The following is a 16,084-nucleotide window of genomic DNA, read 5'->3' as shown; positions in this document are numbered from 1 at the left end:
GAGCAGCAGAACACAGACAAGTTGGAGGACACGTGCCCAGGGACACCGAGAGCATCGAGCGCGAGATCGAGAAGGCGCGTAACCAGCTCGCGAGCACACTCGACGAACTGACGGTCCGCACCAACCCGAAACGGCTGGTCGAGAACACCAAAAAGACGGTGCTCGCCAAGCTCAACGAGCCGGCAGTGAAGTACGCGCTGATCGCAGTCGGTTCGGTGGTGGGGCTACTCGTGGTTCGGAAGATCATTCGCTGACCCGAGTTTTCGAAGACAGAACATGAAGAAGGCCCCCACCTCGTGAGGTGGGGGCCTTCTTGCAAGTGCGCCCACAGGGACTCGAACCCCGGACCCAGTGATTAAGAGTCACTTGCTCTACCAACTGAGCTATAGGCGCTCGCTCTTGCGAGACAGAACATTAGCCGACAGGCTCAGGAGTTTGCAAAACGCGTGTTCATCGTGGTGACGATGGTTACATCGCTTCTGCAATTCACGAGTATGGCGGGCGCGAATCCGGCCAGCGGACGGTGCGTTCCAACTGCTGTGCGACGGCGAGAATCGTCGATTCGCCACCGCTGCGCGCAACCAGTTGGACGCTCAGGGGGAGTCCGCGTTCGGAGAATCCGGCGGGCACGGCGGCCGCCGGATTGCCGCAGACATTCCAGATCGAACAATAGGCGGCGATCGGCAACGCCTTACGGACTGCGGACAGAAGGCCGGTTCCTTCTAACTGTCCGATCGGGCGCGGCAAGGCGGGCGTCGTCGGCATCAGGACCAGGTCGAAGGTGTCGAAGACCTGGTTGACCGTCGCTGCAATTCGCTCACCTTTGCGGTATGCGAATTTTCCGACGCGCGCAGGGGCGGCTATCCGGCCGATGGACGCGAGTGCGCGCGTGCGCTTCTCGAGGAGCGCCGGATGATCGACGCGCAGTGCCTCGTCGCGGACGCCGCCGAGTACCTGGGGGAGAAATGCCGCAGTTGCATCCGGGTACTCGGGGTCGTGTTCTTCGACGTGATGTCCCAACGCGCTCAACATCTCTGCGGCTGAGTGGACCGCGGCAACGACCTCCGCGGACGGGCGTACTCCCCGGACCGGACTCCGGGTGGACACCGCGATGCGAAGCGGCCCGGGAGCCGTCGCGGCCGAGGCGGTAAAGCCGGTTCGGAGCGGTTCGGCTGTGTAGTCGTCGGTCCCGGTGGTGCCGGTGATCGCGTCGTACACGAGTGCGCTGTCCTCCACGGAACGAGTGAGAGGGCCGAGCGTGCCGAGTCCGCGCCAGAGGTTTCGGTTCGGAGCGGTGCTCACCCGGCCACGCTGCGGTTTCAGTCCGAACAGGCCGCAGAAAGCCGAAGGCAATCGAATGGAACCGCCGCCGTCGCCGCCTATCGCCGCCGCGACCATTCCCGAGGCGACGGCCGACGCAGATCCTCCGCTCGATCCGCCGGTGGATACGCCAGTGTCCCAAGGGTTTCTGGTGTAGCCGTTTGCGGCGGTCTCGGTGAAGGGCCAGATGCCGAACTCGGGCATCGTCGTCTTGCCGACGATCACCGCGCCGGCCTCGCGCAAACGGCGAACGACCTCCGAGTCAGTGGAGGCGATGCGAGTTGCTGCCGCACCGCCGTACGTCGTCGGCGTTCCGGCGACGTCGTTCTCGTCTTTGATCGCGATCGGTACTCCGTGCAGTGGGCCCAGGCTGTGGCCGTCGGCCTGGCGCTGATCGAGCCGTGTCGCCTCGTCGAGCGCTTCGTCTGCGAGAACTCGCACAAAAGCATTGAGCGTCGTATCGAGGCGTTCGATCCGACGAAGCGTGTTCTCGGTGAGCTCGCGGGCCGACAAGTCTCCGGACCGGATCAGAGCGGCCTGACCCGCCACCCCGGCAAATGCCAGCTCGCTGCCAGATGTGGTTTCGCGCTCGGTCATCAGTCCTCCAGGCCGTGGTTCCGATAACTGTGAAGTCTATTCACCACAACCTGTTCGCCACGACACAAAGAAAAATCCCCACCTTCCGAAGAAGGTGGGGACCTTTGCAAGTGCGCCCACAGGGACTCGAACCCCGGACCCAGTGATTAAGAGTCACTTGCTCTACCAACTGAGCTATAGGCGCTCGCTCTTGCGAGACAGAACATTAGCCGAATCGCCGGTTCGGGAGCAAATCGCCAGGTGGAGGCTTCACTGCCGTAGTCCGATCGGAGGAAATCCGCCACAAGCAGTAACAAAACGGACGGTTCGGAGCGATTGATACTTGAACGTTACTGACGGCGTGGCCCTTCATGACCGTTGGTAACGAGCGCGCCTGGCATCATTGATGTAGCGCAGTCATACCGCAAGTCCCACTTGCCTTCCGGTAAGTGGGATTCGCATGTGACGCGGAAGTTAGTCGGAGAAATTGTGAAGCGGAGTCGAACGATGAGTCGTCAAAGGTGGGGTCTGTCCGTGCGCGGGGGGAACGGTCGAGCGTCGAAGGGCGCGGCGATGATCGCGGTGTCACTCGGTGCGCTCGTTCTGATGACCGCGTGCACGTCGGGTGGCAATGACGTCAGCACAGAGGGATCGGCGCCGATCGATTCCAATCCGCTCACCGAACTCATCAAGCCGAAGCTCACCTCGACCGCCGCAGACGGGGCTGTCGGCTTCTCACCGGGTGACCCGGTCAAGATCAACGTCGCCGACGGTGCCCTGTCCGACGTGACGATGGTCAATCAGGACGGCAAGGCAGTTGCCGGCGCTATCACCGCCGACGGTGCGTCGTGGACGACCACCGAGCCGCTCGGATACAACCGCAAGTACAAGATCGAGGCCCGCGCGTACGGATTGGGCGGCGCAAGTACGACGGTCACGTCCTTCACCACCAGCGCGCCCGGCAACGTCACCAAGCCGTACGTCTTGCCGAACGAGGGCGACGTGGTCGGCATCGGTCAGCCAATCGCCGTGCAGTTCGACGAGAACATCCCGGATCGCAAGGCTGCCGAGGCCGCGATCACCGTCACCACGACTCCCGCCGTCGAAGGTGCGTTCTACTGGGTCAACAATCGTGAGGTCCGTTGGCGTCCGGAGAACTACTGGGCACCGGGCACCAAGGTCGACGTGAACGTCAACGTGTACGGGCGCAATCTCGGAAAGGGAGTCTTCGGGCAGGAAGACGCGAAGAGTTCCTTCACCATCGGTGACGCCGTCATCGCCACGGCGGACGACAACACCAAGCAGGTCACGTTCCAGGTCAATGGCGAAACTGTCATGACCATGCCCACCTCCATGGGCAAGGACAGCACTCCCACCGACAACGGCGTCTACATCATCGGCGACCGCTTCGCGAACATGATCATGGACTCGTCCACGTACGGCGTCCCGGTCACCTCCGCTCAGGGTTACAAGACCCCCGTCGACTGGGCGACCCGAATGTCCTACAGCGGCATCTTCTTCCACTCGGCACCGTGGTCGGTCGGGCAGCAGGGCTACTCCAACACCAGCCATGGCTGCCTCAACCTGAGCCCGTCCAACGCCAAGTGGGTCTACGACAACACCAAGCGCGGGGACATCGTCGTGGTCAAGAACACCGTCGGCGGCACGCTCTCCGGCACCGACGGCCTCGGTGACTGGAACATCCCGTGGAGTGTCTGGAAGACCGGCAACGCGGACGTCTGAGCGCGTCCCTGAAGCACTGAACGTCAGAATGCCCCCGACCGTCCGGTTGGGGGCATTCTGCATCTGCACTCCTTTTGCGAGCGAAAGTGCCTCTCGGTCTATCTGAGGCGACGAGAGGTACGTTCGCTCGGTGTCAGCGTCGATCGAAGGCGTCCACTCCGGTCATCTCAGCGGACAGCGCCCACAATCTGAGTGCGTCGTCGGGATCGGTGGCCCAAGGCTTCACGCCGCCGACGCTCATGTCATCGGTCTGCGCGACGTCCGCGATGTTGCAGTCCTGGAGGTACGCGCCGGCGTGATCGACGAGTATCGGTGCCGTCGCCGCCCACACTGTTGTAGCGGCGCCCTGGGCGGGAGTCTTGAATCCCGGCACGGCGTCGCCATTCGGCGTCGTCCATCCGAGATCGTGTTTCTCCGATGCGGAGAAGTGACGTTGAAGGGGAGTGAGGATGCTCCCGGGATGGACGGAGAAAGCAGTAATTCCGCGTGAAGCACCGGCGCTCGCGAGCTGTACAGCGAAGAGAGCATTTGCAGTCTTGGCCTGACCATACGCAAGCCAGCGGTCGTAACCCTTGCGGAAATGTATGTCATCCCAACGCACCCCCGACAGAAAGTGTCCCGCCGACGAGACCGAGACCACGCGAGAACCGTTTGTAGGCAAGCCAGGTGCAAGCAGGTTCACCAGTACAAAGTGCCCGAGGTGATTGATCGCGAACTGTGATTCCCAGTCGGACCCGACTCGGACCTCCGGGCAGGCCATGATTCCCGCATTGCAGATTATGATGGCCGGACTGATCCGGGATTCGAGCATTTCTCGCGCACACGATCTGACACTGCTCGGGTCCGACAGGTCGCACGCTCGTACTTCGATGCCCGGAAAGTCGGCCACGGCACCCCGGGCCTGTTCTGGTCGGCGGGCAAGAACTACAACTCGCACGCCGACCGAAGCAAGTGACCGCGAAATCTCGAATCCGAGCCCGGAGTACCCACCAGTGACCAGTGCGGTGGTGCCGGTCAGATCTAATCCGGAAAGTACGTCGTCGGCGGTGGAGGTTCGGGCAAATCCGGTGTTGATTTTGCGCTGGATGGAATTCATGACCGCGAACGTAAAATCTGGAGGGCACTCCAGGTCAAGGAAAGGTAACCGGGCAATGCGCGAACTTTTGATCGGTGATGTAGCCGTCGAGACCGGTATCAGCATCGATTCTCTCCGCTACTTCGAGCGTGAAGAGTTGCTCGTTCACGAGGTTGCGCGCTCGGCTGGTGGGCGTCGGGTGTACTCCGAAAGCGATGTCTCTTGGTTGAAGTTGTGCAATCGCTTCCGAGACTCGGGTATGCCGATCGCCACTATCCGCGAATTCGCCGCACTCGTCAGGTCCGGGCCAGGAAACGAGAAGGAGCGGCTTTCGCTTTTGCAGTCGCATGAGGAGTTGATTCGATCCAGGATCGCTGCGATGCAGGACAACCTGAACGTCATTCACGACAAGGTTTCGGTATACGAGCGACACGTGCGTGAGGGGACCGTCGCAGGTGTCTGGGAGCCGCAACTGTCGCCCGAGTGATCGACGGCTGGGCCATTTGCGGCGATTTCCAGCTACCCCGATGAGAGCGAAAGTGGCTTTCGGTCTATCTGAGGAGACGAGAGGTACGTTCGCTCGGCCCGGGCACGGGTTGCTCGGGTGCGCGTAGCTGGGCGCGTCCGATTCGTGGCATGAGTAGTAGTGCGCCCCGCGCGCGATTTGTCGCTGTCGCCACCCCACCCACTTCGGGTGAACGTATCGCTTCCCCTGTCAGAGAAGGGGAGCGATACGTTCACCCGGCTGGGGAAGGGGAATTGGGGGTGGGACACAAACCAAAAGAACCCCCGAAAATGTCTTCCGACATTCTCGGGGGTTCCGCTTGGGTGAGCGACGGGACTCGAACCCGCGACAGCCAGGATCACAACCTGGTGCTCTACCAACTGAACTACGCCCACCATTGCCTCGGCCACCGGTTTGACCCGGCTGCTTTGACGAAAGAGATACTAGCGCGAAAGTCGGTCAGTATGCCAATCGGCAGGTCAGGCGGGACCCAAGCCCTCTACGACGGCTGCGATCTCCGCGCTCGACGGTCCGGGCGCCGCGACAAATGCAGTGCCGCGGTAGTACTTGAGTTCGCGGATGGATTCCTTGATGTCGGCGAGCGCTCGGTGGGCGAGACCTTTTTCGGGCTGGCCGAAGTAGATTCGCGGGTACCAGCGACGGGAAAGTTCCTTGATGGAGCTGACATCGATCATCCGGTAGTGCAGGTAGGTGTCCAACGCCGTCATGTCGCGTGAGATGAACCCGCGGTCGGTGGCGATGGAATTACCTGCCAAGGGCGCCGTACCGGCGACGGGAACGTGCTTGCGGATGTACGCGAGCACTTCTTTCTCCGCCTCGGCCAGGGTGACTGTCGACTTTCGGACCTCTTCGGTCAGTCCCGACTTTGCATGCATCTTCTTCACGACGTCGGGCATGGCAGCCAACGCGTCGTCGTCGGCGTGGATGACGATGTCCACACCTTCGCCCAAGATGTTCAAGTCGCTGTCGGTCACCAGAGCCGCAATCTCGATGAGTTTGTCCGACTCGAGTCGCAGCCCGGTCATTTCACAATCGATCCATACCAATTTGTCCTGCACCAGGAACACAGTAGTGCGCGCGGGCGCGGGATAAGGTCTGCGGTGGAAACTCGGGTGCGTGCAGGACGGCGCTCGGGTGATGACAAGAACTTCGCCGCATTGCAACGAGGAGGGCTTTTCGATGACCGTGGATCCGAAGGACGGAGCCGCGCCGCTGACGCCGGCGGAGAAGGCGAAAGCTGCAAAGGCCGCCGCTGCCGAAGCCGCTCGGATTGCCGCTGAAGCTGCTGCAGCAGCTGAGGAAGCAGAGAAGGAAGCCGCTGTCGCTGAGGCCGAAGCATCCGCAGGAGCCACCCCCGGCGCCGCGACGCCCTCGGGTGCTGCAGCTGAAATCGCGGCGGGCTACTCATCCGAGGGGCGGGCACTCGAGCTCGGCTCGGTGGTGATCGACGGAGTGGCAGATCCCACCGCGCGGGTGCGGATTCCGTTGGCGACGATCAACCGTCACGGTCTGATCGCCGGTGCGACGGGTACCGGCAAGACCAAGACGTTGCAGGGCATCGCCGAGCAGCTGTCCTCCGCGGGTGTGCCAGTGGTGATGGCCGACGTCAAGGGCGATCTCTCGGGTCTGTCGAAGGCGGGAGATCCGAGCGAAAAGATGAAGTCTCGCGCAGTCGAGACGGGAGACGATTCGTGGACTCCCGCGGGGATGCCAGTCGAGTTCTTGTCGTTGGGTACCGACGGAATCGGTATCCCGGTGCGCGCGACCATCACCAGTTTCGGGCCGATTCTGCTCAGTAAAGTGTTGGGCCTCAACGAGACCCAGGAGTCGACTCTCGGACTGATCTTCCACTGGGCCGACACTCAGGGCCTGGCCCTGCTGGACCTCAAGGATCTGCGTTCGGTCATCGCCCACCTGACGAGCGCTGAGGGCAAGGCGGATCTGAAGGGTATCGGCGGAGTTTCCTCGGCGACGGCGGGAGTTATTCTGCGTGCGTTGGTCAACCTCGAAGCCGACGGCGGTGATACCTTCTTCGGCGAACCGGAACTCGAAACCGAGGACCTTCTGCGGGTCGTCGGCGGTGCCGGTGTGATCACGCTGTTCGAACTCGGTGCCCAGGCGGCGCGTCCGGCGATGTTCTCCACCTTCCTGATGTGGGTGCTCGCGGATCTGTTCCAGACGCTGCCCGAAGAGGGAGATCTGGACAAGCCGAAATTGGTGTTCATCTTCGACGAGGCGCACCTTCTGTTCGCGGACGCGTCGAAGGCATTCCTGCAGCAGGTCGAACAGACTGTCAAGCTGATTCGCTCGAAGGGCGTCGGTGTGTTCTTCTGCACGCAGCTTCCGACCGATGTTCCCAATTCGGTTCTGTCGCAGTTGGGTGCGCGCGTCCAGCACGCTCTGCGTGCGTTCACGCCCGACGACCAGAAGGCGCTCAACAAGACTGTCCGCACCTACCCGAAAACCGAGCACTACGACCTGGAAAAGGCGCTGACTTCACTCGGCATCGGTGAAGCCATCGTGACCGTGCTCTCGGAAAAGGGTGCGCCGACACCGGTGGCTTGGACCAAGATTCGGCCTCCCCGGTCGCTGATGGACACCATCGGTAACGACGCGATCAAGGCGGCCGCGTCGTCGAGTCCGCTGAATCGGAAGTACGGCCAGACCATCGACCGCGAGTCGGCGTACGAGAAGTTGACGGCGAAGGTTGCCGGTGCGCCGACGGCGGATCAGTCCCTGGATCTTCCGTCGCTGCCCGATCTGCCGCCACCGCCGCCGGCCGAACCTGAGGGCCCCAACATCGCCGAGCAGATCTTGGGTAACTCCGCCGTCAAGAGTTTCCTACGGTCCGCAGCTTCGGCTGCGGGACGGGAGATTTCGCGAAATATCTTCGGTACCGGTAGCCGTCGCAAGCGCTGAGGCTTAGGCGCCCGCGAGGTCAGATGCCGACCTCGCGGGCCAGCAGGTCGTTGATCGATTCGCGCCTGATCAACGGCCGCGCAATCCCGCCCAGCACAGCGACGACCGGTGGCCTGCCGACGCTGTTGTAAGTGGAGGCCATGCTGTGGTGGTATGCGCCCGTGCACGGCACTGCCAACAGGTCACCTTCATGTAGGTCGGCGGGAAGCCTTGCTCCGACGGCGATTTCGTCGCCCGATTCGCAGTGCCGCCCGGCGACGGTGACTTCCTGGAGCGGTGCGCTCGAATGCCGATTCACCAATTCGACGTCGTAGTGGCTGTCGTACAACGACACCCGAGGGTTGTCGCTCATCCCACCGTCGACGGAAACGAAGGTTCGACCGCCGCTGATCGTCTTGATGTTCTGTACGCGATAGAGCGTGACTCCGGCGCGCGCGGCGATCGCTCGGCCAGGCTCGAGCACGATTTCGGGTCGAGGGAAGCGGTTTCGGGTGCACGCGTCGTCGAGAGTTTCGTCGATGACGTGAGCGAGGCGGGTCAGATCCAATTGGGCATCTCCCGGCACGTATGCGATCCCATGGCCACCGCCGAGATCGAGTTCGGTGAGGATGATTCGATGCGTGCGTCGTATGTCGTCCATCTGTGCGATCATCGTCTCGATCGCGGGGCGGAAGAGTTCGGGATCGGTGATCTGGGAGCCGAGATGGCAATGCAGGCCGATGAGTTGCAGGTGCGTCGCGTTGGCGACGACGGATACCGTATGTTCCAGTTCTTCGGAAAACGCTGGTAGGCCGAACTTTTGGTCCAAGATGCCCGTGGACACTGCCTTGTGTCCGTGTATGTCGATGCCGGGTGTGACTCTGACCAACACCTTCTGCGGGTGGGTGCATACCGACGCAAGACGTACCGCTTCGCTGGGGGAGTCGAGGACGATCCGGCCGACACCCGCGTTGACCGCCGCCCTCAGTTCGGAAACCGATTTGGCATTGCCGTGCAGGATGATTCGGTGGGGGTCCACGCCCGCGGCAAGCGCGACGGCGAGTTCACCGGCGGAACAGACATCCACCCCGAGTCCCTCGTCGGAGACCCAGGTAGCCATCGCTCGAATCATCAGTGCCTTGCCGGCGTACACGATCTCCGAGTCGGGGAAGATCTCTCGATACGTGCGGCAGCGGTGCCGCACGTCCGCCTCGTCGACGACGTACGTCGGTGTGCCGTACTGGTCCGCGATCTCTTCGAGGGAGACGTCGCCGATGCAGACACGCCCGCTGTGGTCGTGGCGAGTACTGATGGGCCACAACGCAGGATCCATACGCGGTGTCATTGCGCCGCGTAGGGAGGGGAAGATTTCGAGTAGCGTCACGTCGATCTCCTGAAGGTGACCCGCCGTGTTGCGGGCTACCTTCAGATCTACTCCCGAAGATCACCGGTGGGGCGGATCTTGACGCTTACTTGACGCGCCGCCGAACGAGGTTGACGCGGCCCTGACGTCCTCGACTTACTGTGCTCGCCGGCGCTTCCATCCGAACCAACCGAGCACCGCGAGCAATGCCACCGCGGCGCCTCCGCCGACGACCGTCGATCTGTCGGCGGACACACCAACGGACGGAGTTCCGCCGGCACTCGGGGCGTAACCGGCGCCGTACACGGACTCGACCGCCGCTTGGATGTCGAACCCGGTTTCGGTAGCCGGCCCGCAGCTGTGCCCCTCGTGCTCGGCGTCGACGTCGTACGGCGCAGAAACGAACATCAGCTGCTCGGTGCCGAGCACGTAGCTTGTGCCACAACCGTTCCCGTTCGCGAGTGTCCCCACCGACGTCACCGATGCCAGATCGCCTTTGTAGACCCGGCTGACGTCGAACAGGTAGGTGTCCTCGAACCCGTCCGAAGTTTTCTCCGTCGGAGTCCCGAGGAAAACGGTGCTGGAGACACTCACGGCTTCTTCCGGGGTAGCCGATGATGCGCACGAACATGCATTCGCTGCCGTGGGCAGCAGTAAGGGCAACCCTCCGGTCAAAAGAAGGATTGCCCCGACTGCCAGTGTTCTTCGCATCGCCATTAACCGACTATATGGTCTTTTATGGCCTGCTCTGAGAAGTTTGCGTGAATCAGCCGCCGAGCTTCTTGTAGAACGTGCCCACGATGGGCGCAACGACGGCACGCGGGCTGTAGCCGCCCGCGACGGACATCGCCTTGCTCAAGATGCCCGGCACGACGCGCATCTTGTTCTCGGCCAGGCCGTCGAGCGAGACCTTGGCGGTGTACTCGCTCGAGATCCAGAAGAAGTCCGGGACGAGCTTGTCGACGATCGACGCTTCGGCCGGGTCCGGGGTTTCGGTGCGTACGGGGCCCGGAGCGAGGAGGGTGACGTTCACTCCGGTGCCCTTGAGTTCACCTCGCAACGATTCTGCGAAGGTGTTCACGAACGCCTTCGTGGCGGCGTACGTCGCGTTGTTGGGGATCGGCATGTTTCCGGCCGCGGAACCGACCATCAGGATGGCTCCGGACTTGCGGGCGAGCATGCCGGGCAGCACGGCCAGGGTGAGGTCGTGCACCGCGACGGCGTTGAGCTCGACCTGGTCGCGCTCGTACGCCGGGTCCAGCTCGGCGACCGGGCCGAAGGTGGCGATGCCGGCGTTGTTGCACAGGATGCTGATGTCGCGCCCACCGAGCTCCTCGACGAGAACGGCGCGCGCCGCGCTGTCGGAGAGGTCCGATGCACGGACTTCCACTTCGACGCCGTGCGCGGCACGAAGCTTCTCGGCGAGGACCTCCATGATCTCGCCGCGACGGGCAACGAGGATCAGGGAGTGTCCGCGTGATGCCAGATCAGCGGCCAGTGCCTCTCCGATGCCGGAGGAGGCGCCGGTCACGACGGCGCGGGCTGTGGTTGTGGGTGTCGGCAGGCTCACGATCAGTCAGCGTAGCCGGTCAGATCTTCGCGGCCAGTCGTGTGCCCTGTTCGATGGCACGCTTGGCGTCGAGTTCTCCAGCGACATCCGCGCCGCCGATGATGTGGGTCACCACACCCGCGACGGTTAATTCGTCCACGAGGTCGCGAACCGACTCCTGCCCGGCGCAGATGACGATGGTGTCGACCTCGAGGAGTCGGGGCTTCTCGTGCTTCTCACCGAACGTGATGTGCAGTCCGGCGTCGTCGATGCGCTCGTAGTTGACGCCCGAGAGTTCGTGCACGCCCTTGTTCTTGAGGGCCGCCCGGTGTACCCAGCCGGTGGTCTTCGCGAGGCCGGCGCCGATGCGTCCTGGCTTGCGTTGGAGCAGGTAGACCTCACGTTCGGAGAGCTCCGGTACCGGAGTGGTGAGAGCGCCTGGGGCCATTTCGGGTTCGGTGACGCCCCATTCCTGCTTCCACTCCTTCAGATGAAGAGTGGGGGAGGTCGGGTGGGTGAGGAATTCACTGACGTCGACGCCGATGCCGCCGGCACCGATGACGGCGACGGACTTACCGACCGGCTTGCCCTCTCGGACGACCTCGGCGTAAGTCAGCACCTTCGGGTTCTCGATGCCGGGGATCTTGGGAACGCGCGGTGTCACTCCGGTGGCAACCACCACTTCGTCGAAGGAGCCGATGAGATCTGCTGGTGCAACGCGGGTTTCGAGCTTGACCGTCACTCCGGCCACGTCCAGCATGCGCGTGTAGTAGCGAATGGTTTCGGCGAACTCTTCTTTGCCGGGAATGAGCTGTGCGATCCCGAATTGTCCGCCGATCTTGTCCGAAGCCTCGAACAACGTGACCGAATGACCACGCTGAGCAAGGTTGAGTGCTGCGGAAAGTCCGGCGGGGCCGGCACCGACGACGGCGAGGTTCTTGGTCCGCCGGGTGGGGGAGAGGATCAGCGTGGTCTCGCGGCCCGCGCGCGGGTTGAGCAGGCAGGAGACCTGCTTGTGTACGAAGGCGTGGTCGAGGCAGGCTTGGTTGCAGGCGATACACGTGTTGATCTCGTCGGACGCTCCGCGCTCGGCCTTGTTGACCCAGTCGGGATCGGCGAGCATCGGCCTTGCCATCGAAATCAACTGTGCGTCACCTCGGTTGAGGATTTCTTCGGCGGTCTCAGGCATGTTGATCCGATTCGAGGCGGCAACGGGAATGTCGACGTGCTTCTCGAGCTTGCTTGTGATGTCCACGAAGGCCGCTCGGGGGACCGAGGTGACGATGGTGGGCACCCGTGACTCGTGCCACCCGATATCGGTGTTGATGATCGTGGCGCCGGCGGCTTCGACTTCCTTTGCCAGTGAGACGATTTCATCCCAGGTCTGACCGCCCTCGACCAGGTCTGCCATCGACAGCCGGAACACGATGATGAAGTTCGGGCCGACGGCCTTGCGTGTGCGTCGCACGATCTCGACTGCGATGCGTCGACGGTTCTCGGAGCTGCCACCCCACTGGTCGGTGCGCTTGTTCGTGCGCTCGCAGAGGAACTGGTTGATGAAGTAGCCCTCACCGCCCATGATTTCGACGCCGTCGTAACCGGCGGACTTGGCCAGACGCGCGCAGCGAACGTAGTTGCGGATCTGCCAACGCACGCCGCGGCCGGTCAGCTTGCGCGGACGGAACGGGTTGATGGGCGCCTTGATCGACGACGCGGACACACTGAACGGCTGATAACTGTAGCGACCCGCGTGCAGGATCTGCATGGCGATCTTTCCACCCGCGTCGTGAACCGCCTTGGTGATCCGGCGGTGACGGCGTGCTTCGACGCGATTGGTCAGCTTGGCACCGAAGGGCAAGAGCCAACCGGTGCGGTTCGGCGCGTAGCCGCCGGTGATGATCAAGCCGACACCGCCACGTGCTCGTTCGGCGAAGTACTCGGCCAAGCGATCGGTGTCCTTCGCGCGATCCTCGAGGCCGGTGTGGATCGACCCCATGACGACGCGGTTCTTCAGCGTCGTGAATCCGAGGTCGAGCGGCTCGAGCAGGCGGGGGAACTGTGTATCCGTCATGACGGGGGATGTCCTTCCGTGGCGGGCTCGCCAGTGGCTTCGGTGGCGGGCTCGCCAGTGGCTTCGGTGGCGGGCTCGCCAGTGGGCAATGCGTCCAGAACTTCTTGGCACCAGTCGGTGAAGCCTTCTTCGACGCGGATGCCGCCGCGAAGTACGAGGTACTGGTGCAGCGAAGAGCCGGAAAGTGCTGCTGGATCGGGGAAGTCACGCTTCTCGATGAGCCGGTAGACGTCGAGGCGGGCGGCGTGGCCGTCGCGGTGGCGAGCGACTTCGCGTCGTAGAGCGGGAAGATCGGCGTGCGCTGCGGCCCTGATCTTGATGGCCAACTCGTTGCGCAGGTGGTTCGGTTCGGACGGCTCGGCGATCCATCGGGTCAGTTCGGCGCGGCCGGCGTCGCTGACGCGGTACATCTTCTTGTCCGGTCGGCCGTCCTGCGCAATGGCCTCCACCTCGACCCAGTCGGCCTCGTCCATTCGCTTGAGGACTCGGTAGATCTGCTGGTGCGTCGCGCTGTGGAAGAAGCCGATCGACTTGTCGAACCGGCGTGTGAGGTCGTATCCCGACGCATCCTGTTCGGAAAGGGAGACGAGCAACGCATGTTCGAGTGCCATGTTAAAAGTATCTATGCACTCAGGTGCGTATGCAACTACGTGCGTACTAACTCGGGTGCATAGAACGTCCTTCATGTCGACCTCGGAGAGAGGCGCCGAGTCGCCTGCGCACAGTTAGGCTTCGCCGTATGAGCGCCGAGTCCACGAGTACCCAGGCCGAGCCACCCGCAGGCATCGGTGGTGCGGCCACGAAGAGTCAAGTGTTCGCGTGGGGGCTGTGGGATTGGGGATCGGCCGCATTCAACGCTGTGATCCTCACGTTCGTCTTCTCGGTCTATCTCACCGACGCGGTCGGCGACGACCTGCCCGGCACGATTTCGGCAACTACGTGGCTCAGTTGGGCTCTCGGAATTGCCGGCTTCTTCATCGCGGTACTCGCCCCGATCACCGGACAGCGCTTCGATGCGTCGGGTAAACGCAAACTCTCGCTCGCGATACTTACCGGCATCACCGTGCTCTCGATGGCGGGCCTCTACTTAGTCGAAGACAACTACCGCTACCTGTGGCTCGGATTGGTTCTGCTCGCAATCGGTTCGGTGATCTTCGAGCTTGCCGGCGTTCCGTACAACGCCATGATGCGGCAGGTGTCGACACCGGAGAATCTGGGTAGAGTTTCCGGCTTCGGCTGGGCCATGGGATATTTCGGCGGGATCGTGCTGCTGTTGCTGTGTTACTTCGGGTTCATCGTCGGCGACGGCGACACTCGGGGATTCCTGGGATTGACCACCGATGGCGGCATGAACATCCGGATGGTGGCACTGTTGGCCGCAGTATGGTTCGCGGTTTTTGCGATCCCGGTGTTCTTCAAGGTTCCCGAGTTGCCCAGTCCCGCGGTCGATCCGGGAGCGTCGAAGGCCGGGTTCCTCGACTCCTATCGGGTGTTGTGGCGCGATCTGCGCGAACTCTGGACCGTCGACAGGCGCACGATCTGGTACCTGATCGCGAGCGCACTCTTTCGTGACGGTCTGGCGGGCGTGTTCACCTTCGGAGCCGTGCTGGCTGTCAACGTCTACGGAATCAGTGCTGCCGACGTCCTGCTGTTCGGTGTTGCCGCCAACGTGATTTCCGCAATCGGCGCCTTGGTGGCCGGACGCTTCGACGATCGGATCGGACCCAAACAGGTCATCACTGTCTCGCTGGCGTCGATGATCGTGGTCGGCTCGATACTAATCGTGGTGTCAGGGCCGGTGATGTTCTGGATCTTCGGTCTCGCGCTCTGCCTGTTCGTCGGGCCCGCTCAGTCTTCGGCACGAACGTTCTTGGCGCGCATCACCCCGCCGGGGCGTGAAGGTCAGATGTTCGGCCTGTATGCGACCACAGGCCGAGCAGTGTCGTTCTTGGCGCCGACACTGTTCGGCCTGTTCGCATGGATCTTCGGCGCCGACCGCGCCGGCATCATCGGACTGCTGGTGGTTCTCGGCGTCGGCCTTGCCGCATTGTCGATGGTGAAGGCGCCGGAAGGGGACAGTGCGCTGCCCGTCAATCCTTGAAGTAGACCAACTGGTGTGTCGTAGCAAGCAATGCGCCGTCGCTGCCCCAAATTTCGGCCGACTGATCGAAGTACCCGTTGCCGAACCGCTGAGTCCGCGCGGTTCCCAGGACGGAATTGTCTGCCTGTTCGGTCAGCGTCGGAGCGTCGGCGTGGAAGTAGATGGTCATCGAGACCGTTCCGGCCGGTGCCATCTTGCCTCGGCGCAAGAAAACTCGCGGGAAGAAGACATCGCACAGTGCGGTCAGCGACGTGAAGTCGAGAGCGCGAGCCGGCTGATCCCGCACCCAGAGCGTCGTAGTCGAGTCGGGGTGCTCGCCCGACTCCAGGTCGGGGATCGCACCTTCGACAAACCGCATCTCGTAGTTCTGTGCCCAGGCGATGAACTCGGGGAACGGCAGTAACGCAACGTCTTCGGCCGACGGAACCTCCGGCATCGTGATCTCGGTCGACGACCAGGTTTCACGCCTGGTGCCGAACACTGCCGTCGCGGTGGTGGCGACGGTTCCGTCCTGCGACAGTTCGATCGACCAGTGCTGCGTCGAGCGGTTGGTGCGCACCGGGCGGGCGGAGATCTCGAACGCACCCTCGGCGATCGGACCGGCAAAGTTGACGGTCAACGACAGCGGATCGCCGAGGCGTTCGGGGTGCTTCAGTACGGATTCGAGCAACGTGGCAGCGGTGACGCCGCCGAACGGCCCGACCATGTTGTTGTACGCCGCATTGGTTTCACCGGTCGACAAACCGGCGGTGAGCGACGCCAAGCCGACAGCAGCGTCAAAAGGATGGGGTGGTGCAACGGTCTCGGTCATCGCAGAACTCCTGGTGGTGGAATCAATTCGGCTCTATGTATGACAACATAC

Annotated in this window: 14 protein-coding genes and 3 tRNA genes; 5 read left to right on the top strand and 12 right to left on the bottom strand. The window is 62.8% G+C overall.

The features are described from left to right. Positions 1-32 precede the first annotated feature (32 nt). On the top strand, positions 33-254 hold the full coding sequence (locus R4P65_RS29990; RefSeq protein ID WP_003945299.1) for a DUF3618 domain-containing protein: 222 nt from the start codon (positions 33-35) through the stop codon (positions 252-254). A gap of 66 nt (positions 255-320) precedes the next feature. Here the strand turns inward: R4P65_RS29990 and R4P65_RS29985 are convergent. From R4P65_RS29985 to R4P65_RS29975, 3 genes are all read right to left on the bottom strand, one after another. After that, positions 321-393: transfer RNA gene (locus R4P65_RS29985), tRNA-Lys, on the bottom strand. 93 nt (positions 394-486) lie between these two features. Then, positions 487-1,917 carry an amidase gene (locus tag R4P65_RS29980; RefSeq protein WP_317829201.1) on the bottom strand — a complete coding sequence of 477 codons (1,431 nt, stop codon included), beginning with the start codon at positions 1,915-1,917 and terminating at the stop codon, positions 487-489. A 111-nt stretch (positions 1,918-2,028) separates the two neighbouring features. Further along, positions 2,029-2,101 (bottom strand) — tRNA-Lys (locus tag R4P65_RS29975). Between the two features lie 368 nt (positions 2,102-2,469). On the opposite strand from R4P65_RS29975, the gene R4P65_RS29970 reads away from it, so the two are divergent. Continuing rightward, complete coding sequence (locus R4P65_RS29970; protein ID WP_411742602.1) at positions 2,470-3,639, top strand: L,D-transpeptidase; 1,170 nt, start codon at positions 2,470-2,472, stop codon at positions 3,637-3,639. A 133-nt stretch (positions 3,640-3,772) separates the two neighbouring features. Here R4P65_RS29970 and R4P65_RS29965 read toward each other — a convergent pair whose 3' ends face one another. Then, positions 3,773-4,735 carry an oxidoreductase gene (locus R4P65_RS29965; RefSeq protein ID WP_317829199.1) on the bottom strand — a complete coding sequence of 321 codons (963 nt, stop codon included), beginning with the start codon at positions 4,733-4,735 and terminating at the stop codon, positions 3,773-3,775. A 55-nt stretch (positions 4,736-4,790) separates the two neighbouring features. Between R4P65_RS29965 and R4P65_RS29960 the strand changes: the two genes are divergently transcribed. Then, positions 4,791-5,201 (top strand): MerR family transcriptional regulator, encoded by a 411-nt coding sequence (locus R4P65_RS29960; protein ID WP_317829198.1) that lies wholly within the window; start codon positions 4,791-4,793, stop codon positions 5,199-5,201. A 340-nt stretch (positions 5,202-5,541) separates the two neighbouring features. Here the strand turns inward: R4P65_RS29960 and R4P65_RS29955 are convergent. Both R4P65_RS29955 and orn read right to left on the bottom strand, forming a co-directional pair. Further along, a tRNA-His gene (locus R4P65_RS29955) sits at positions 5,542-5,614 on the bottom strand. A gap of 84 nt (positions 5,615-5,698) precedes the next feature. Continuing rightward, positions 5,699-6,298 (bottom strand): oligoribonuclease, encoded by a 600-nt coding sequence (gene orn, locus R4P65_RS29950; protein WP_024487359.1) that lies wholly within the window; start codon positions 6,296-6,298, stop codon positions 5,699-5,701. A gap of 121 nt (positions 6,299-6,419) precedes the next feature. Between orn and R4P65_RS29945 the strand changes: the two genes are divergently transcribed. Next, positions 6,420-8,159: a helicase HerA-like domain-containing protein gene (locus R4P65_RS29945; RefSeq protein WP_317829197.1), complete on the top strand. Its 1,740-nt coding sequence runs from the start codon at positions 6,420-6,422 to the stop codon at positions 8,157-8,159. 19 nt (positions 8,160-8,178) lie between these two features. On the opposite strand, the gene lysA is transcribed toward R4P65_RS29945, so the two are convergent. The 5 genes from lysA to R4P65_RS29920 all read right to left on the bottom strand — a co-directional run bounded on the left by lysA (position 8,179) and on the right by R4P65_RS29920 (position 13,732). Further along, entirely contained in the window at positions 8,179-9,522 is a 1,344-nt protein-coding gene (gene lysA, locus R4P65_RS29940) for a diaminopimelate decarboxylase (RefSeq protein WP_317829196.1), read from the bottom strand. A 135-nt stretch (positions 9,523-9,657) separates the two neighbouring features. Next, on the bottom strand, positions 9,658-10,095 hold the full coding sequence (locus R4P65_RS29935; protein ID WP_317829195.1) for a hypothetical protein: 438 nt from the start codon (positions 10,093-10,095) through the stop codon (positions 9,658-9,660). A gap of 172 nt (positions 10,096-10,267) precedes the next feature. Next, positions 10,268-11,071, bottom strand: a complete 804-nt coding sequence (gene cmrA / locus R4P65_RS29930) for a mycolate reductase (protein ID WP_317829194.1) — start codon at positions 11,069-11,071, stop codon at positions 10,268-10,270. Between the two features lie 19 nt (positions 11,072-11,090). After that, a complete protein-coding gene (locus tag R4P65_RS29925) occupies positions 11,091-13,121 on the bottom strand; it encodes an NADPH-dependent 2,4-dienoyl-CoA reductase (protein ID WP_317829193.1) in 2,031 nt (676 codons plus the stop codon). Beyond that, positions 13,118-13,732 carry a PadR family transcriptional regulator gene (locus R4P65_RS29920; protein WP_317829192.1) on the bottom strand — a complete coding sequence of 205 codons (615 nt, stop codon included), beginning with the start codon at positions 13,730-13,732 and terminating at the stop codon, positions 13,118-13,120. The genes R4P65_RS29925 and R4P65_RS29920 overlap by 4 nt, the downstream gene beginning before the upstream one ends. Before the next feature lie 128 nt (positions 13,733-13,860). Between R4P65_RS29920 and R4P65_RS29915 the strand changes: the two genes are divergently transcribed. Then, positions 13,861-15,222 (top strand): MFS transporter, encoded by a 1,362-nt coding sequence (locus tag R4P65_RS29915; protein ID WP_230814062.1) that lies wholly within the window; start codon positions 13,861-13,863, stop codon positions 15,220-15,222. Here R4P65_RS29915 and R4P65_RS29910 read toward each other — a convergent pair. Beyond that, positions 15,212-16,033 carry a thioesterase family protein gene (locus tag R4P65_RS29910; protein WP_317829191.1) on the bottom strand — a complete coding sequence of 274 codons (822 nt, stop codon included), beginning with the start codon at positions 16,031-16,033 and terminating at the stop codon, positions 15,212-15,214. The two genes, R4P65_RS29915 and R4P65_RS29910, sit on opposite strands and share 11 nt — an antisense overlap. Between the last annotated feature and the right edge of the window lie 51 nt (positions 16,034-16,084).

The organism is Rhodococcus sp. IEGM 1318 (assembly GCF_033142465.1).
GTDB lineage: Bacteria > Actinomycetota > Actinomycetes > Mycobacteriales > Mycobacteriaceae > Rhodococcus_F > Rhodococcus_F qingshengii_B.
Note: the sequence above shows the minus strand (reverse complement) of the source record. Positions and strands in the feature narration are given on the sequence as shown.

Bases quoted from the DNA above. Each gene is read 5' to 3' on its own strand.
- R4P65_RS29980 (WP_317829201.1), bottom strand. From the start codon at position 1,917: ATGACCGAGCGCGAAACCACATCTGGCAGCGAGCTGGCATTTGCCGGG.
- R4P65_RS29925 (WP_317829193.1), bottom strand. From the start codon at position 13,121: ATGACGGATACACAGTTCCCCCGCCTGCTCGAGCCGCTCGACCTCGGA.
- R4P65_RS29910 (WP_317829191.1), bottom strand. From the start codon at position 16,033: ATGACCGAGACCGTTGCACCACCCCATCCTTTTGACGCTGCTGTCGGC.
- R4P65_RS29945 (WP_317829197.1), top strand. From the start codon at position 6,420: ATGACCGTGGATCCGAAGGACGGAGCCGCGCCGCTGACGCCGGCGGAG.
- R4P65_RS29915 (WP_230814062.1), top strand. From the start codon at position 13,861: ATGAGCGCCGAGTCCACGAGTACCCAGGCCGAGCCACCCGCAGGCATC.
- R4P65_RS29960 (WP_317829198.1), top strand. From the start codon at position 4,791: ATGCGCGAACTTTTGATCGGTGATGTAGCCGTCGAGACCGGTATCAGC.
- R4P65_RS29970 (WP_411742602.1), top strand. From the start codon at position 2,470: ATGATCGCGGTGTCACTCGGTGCGCTCGTTCTGATGACCGCGTGCACG.
- R4P65_RS29920 (WP_317829192.1), bottom strand. From the start codon at position 13,732: ATGGCACTCGAACATGCGTTGCTCGTCTCCCTTTCCGAACAGGATGCG.
- R4P65_RS29965 (WP_317829199.1), bottom strand. From the start codon at position 4,735: ATGAATTCCATCCAGCGCAAAATCAACACCGGATTTGCCCGAACCTCC.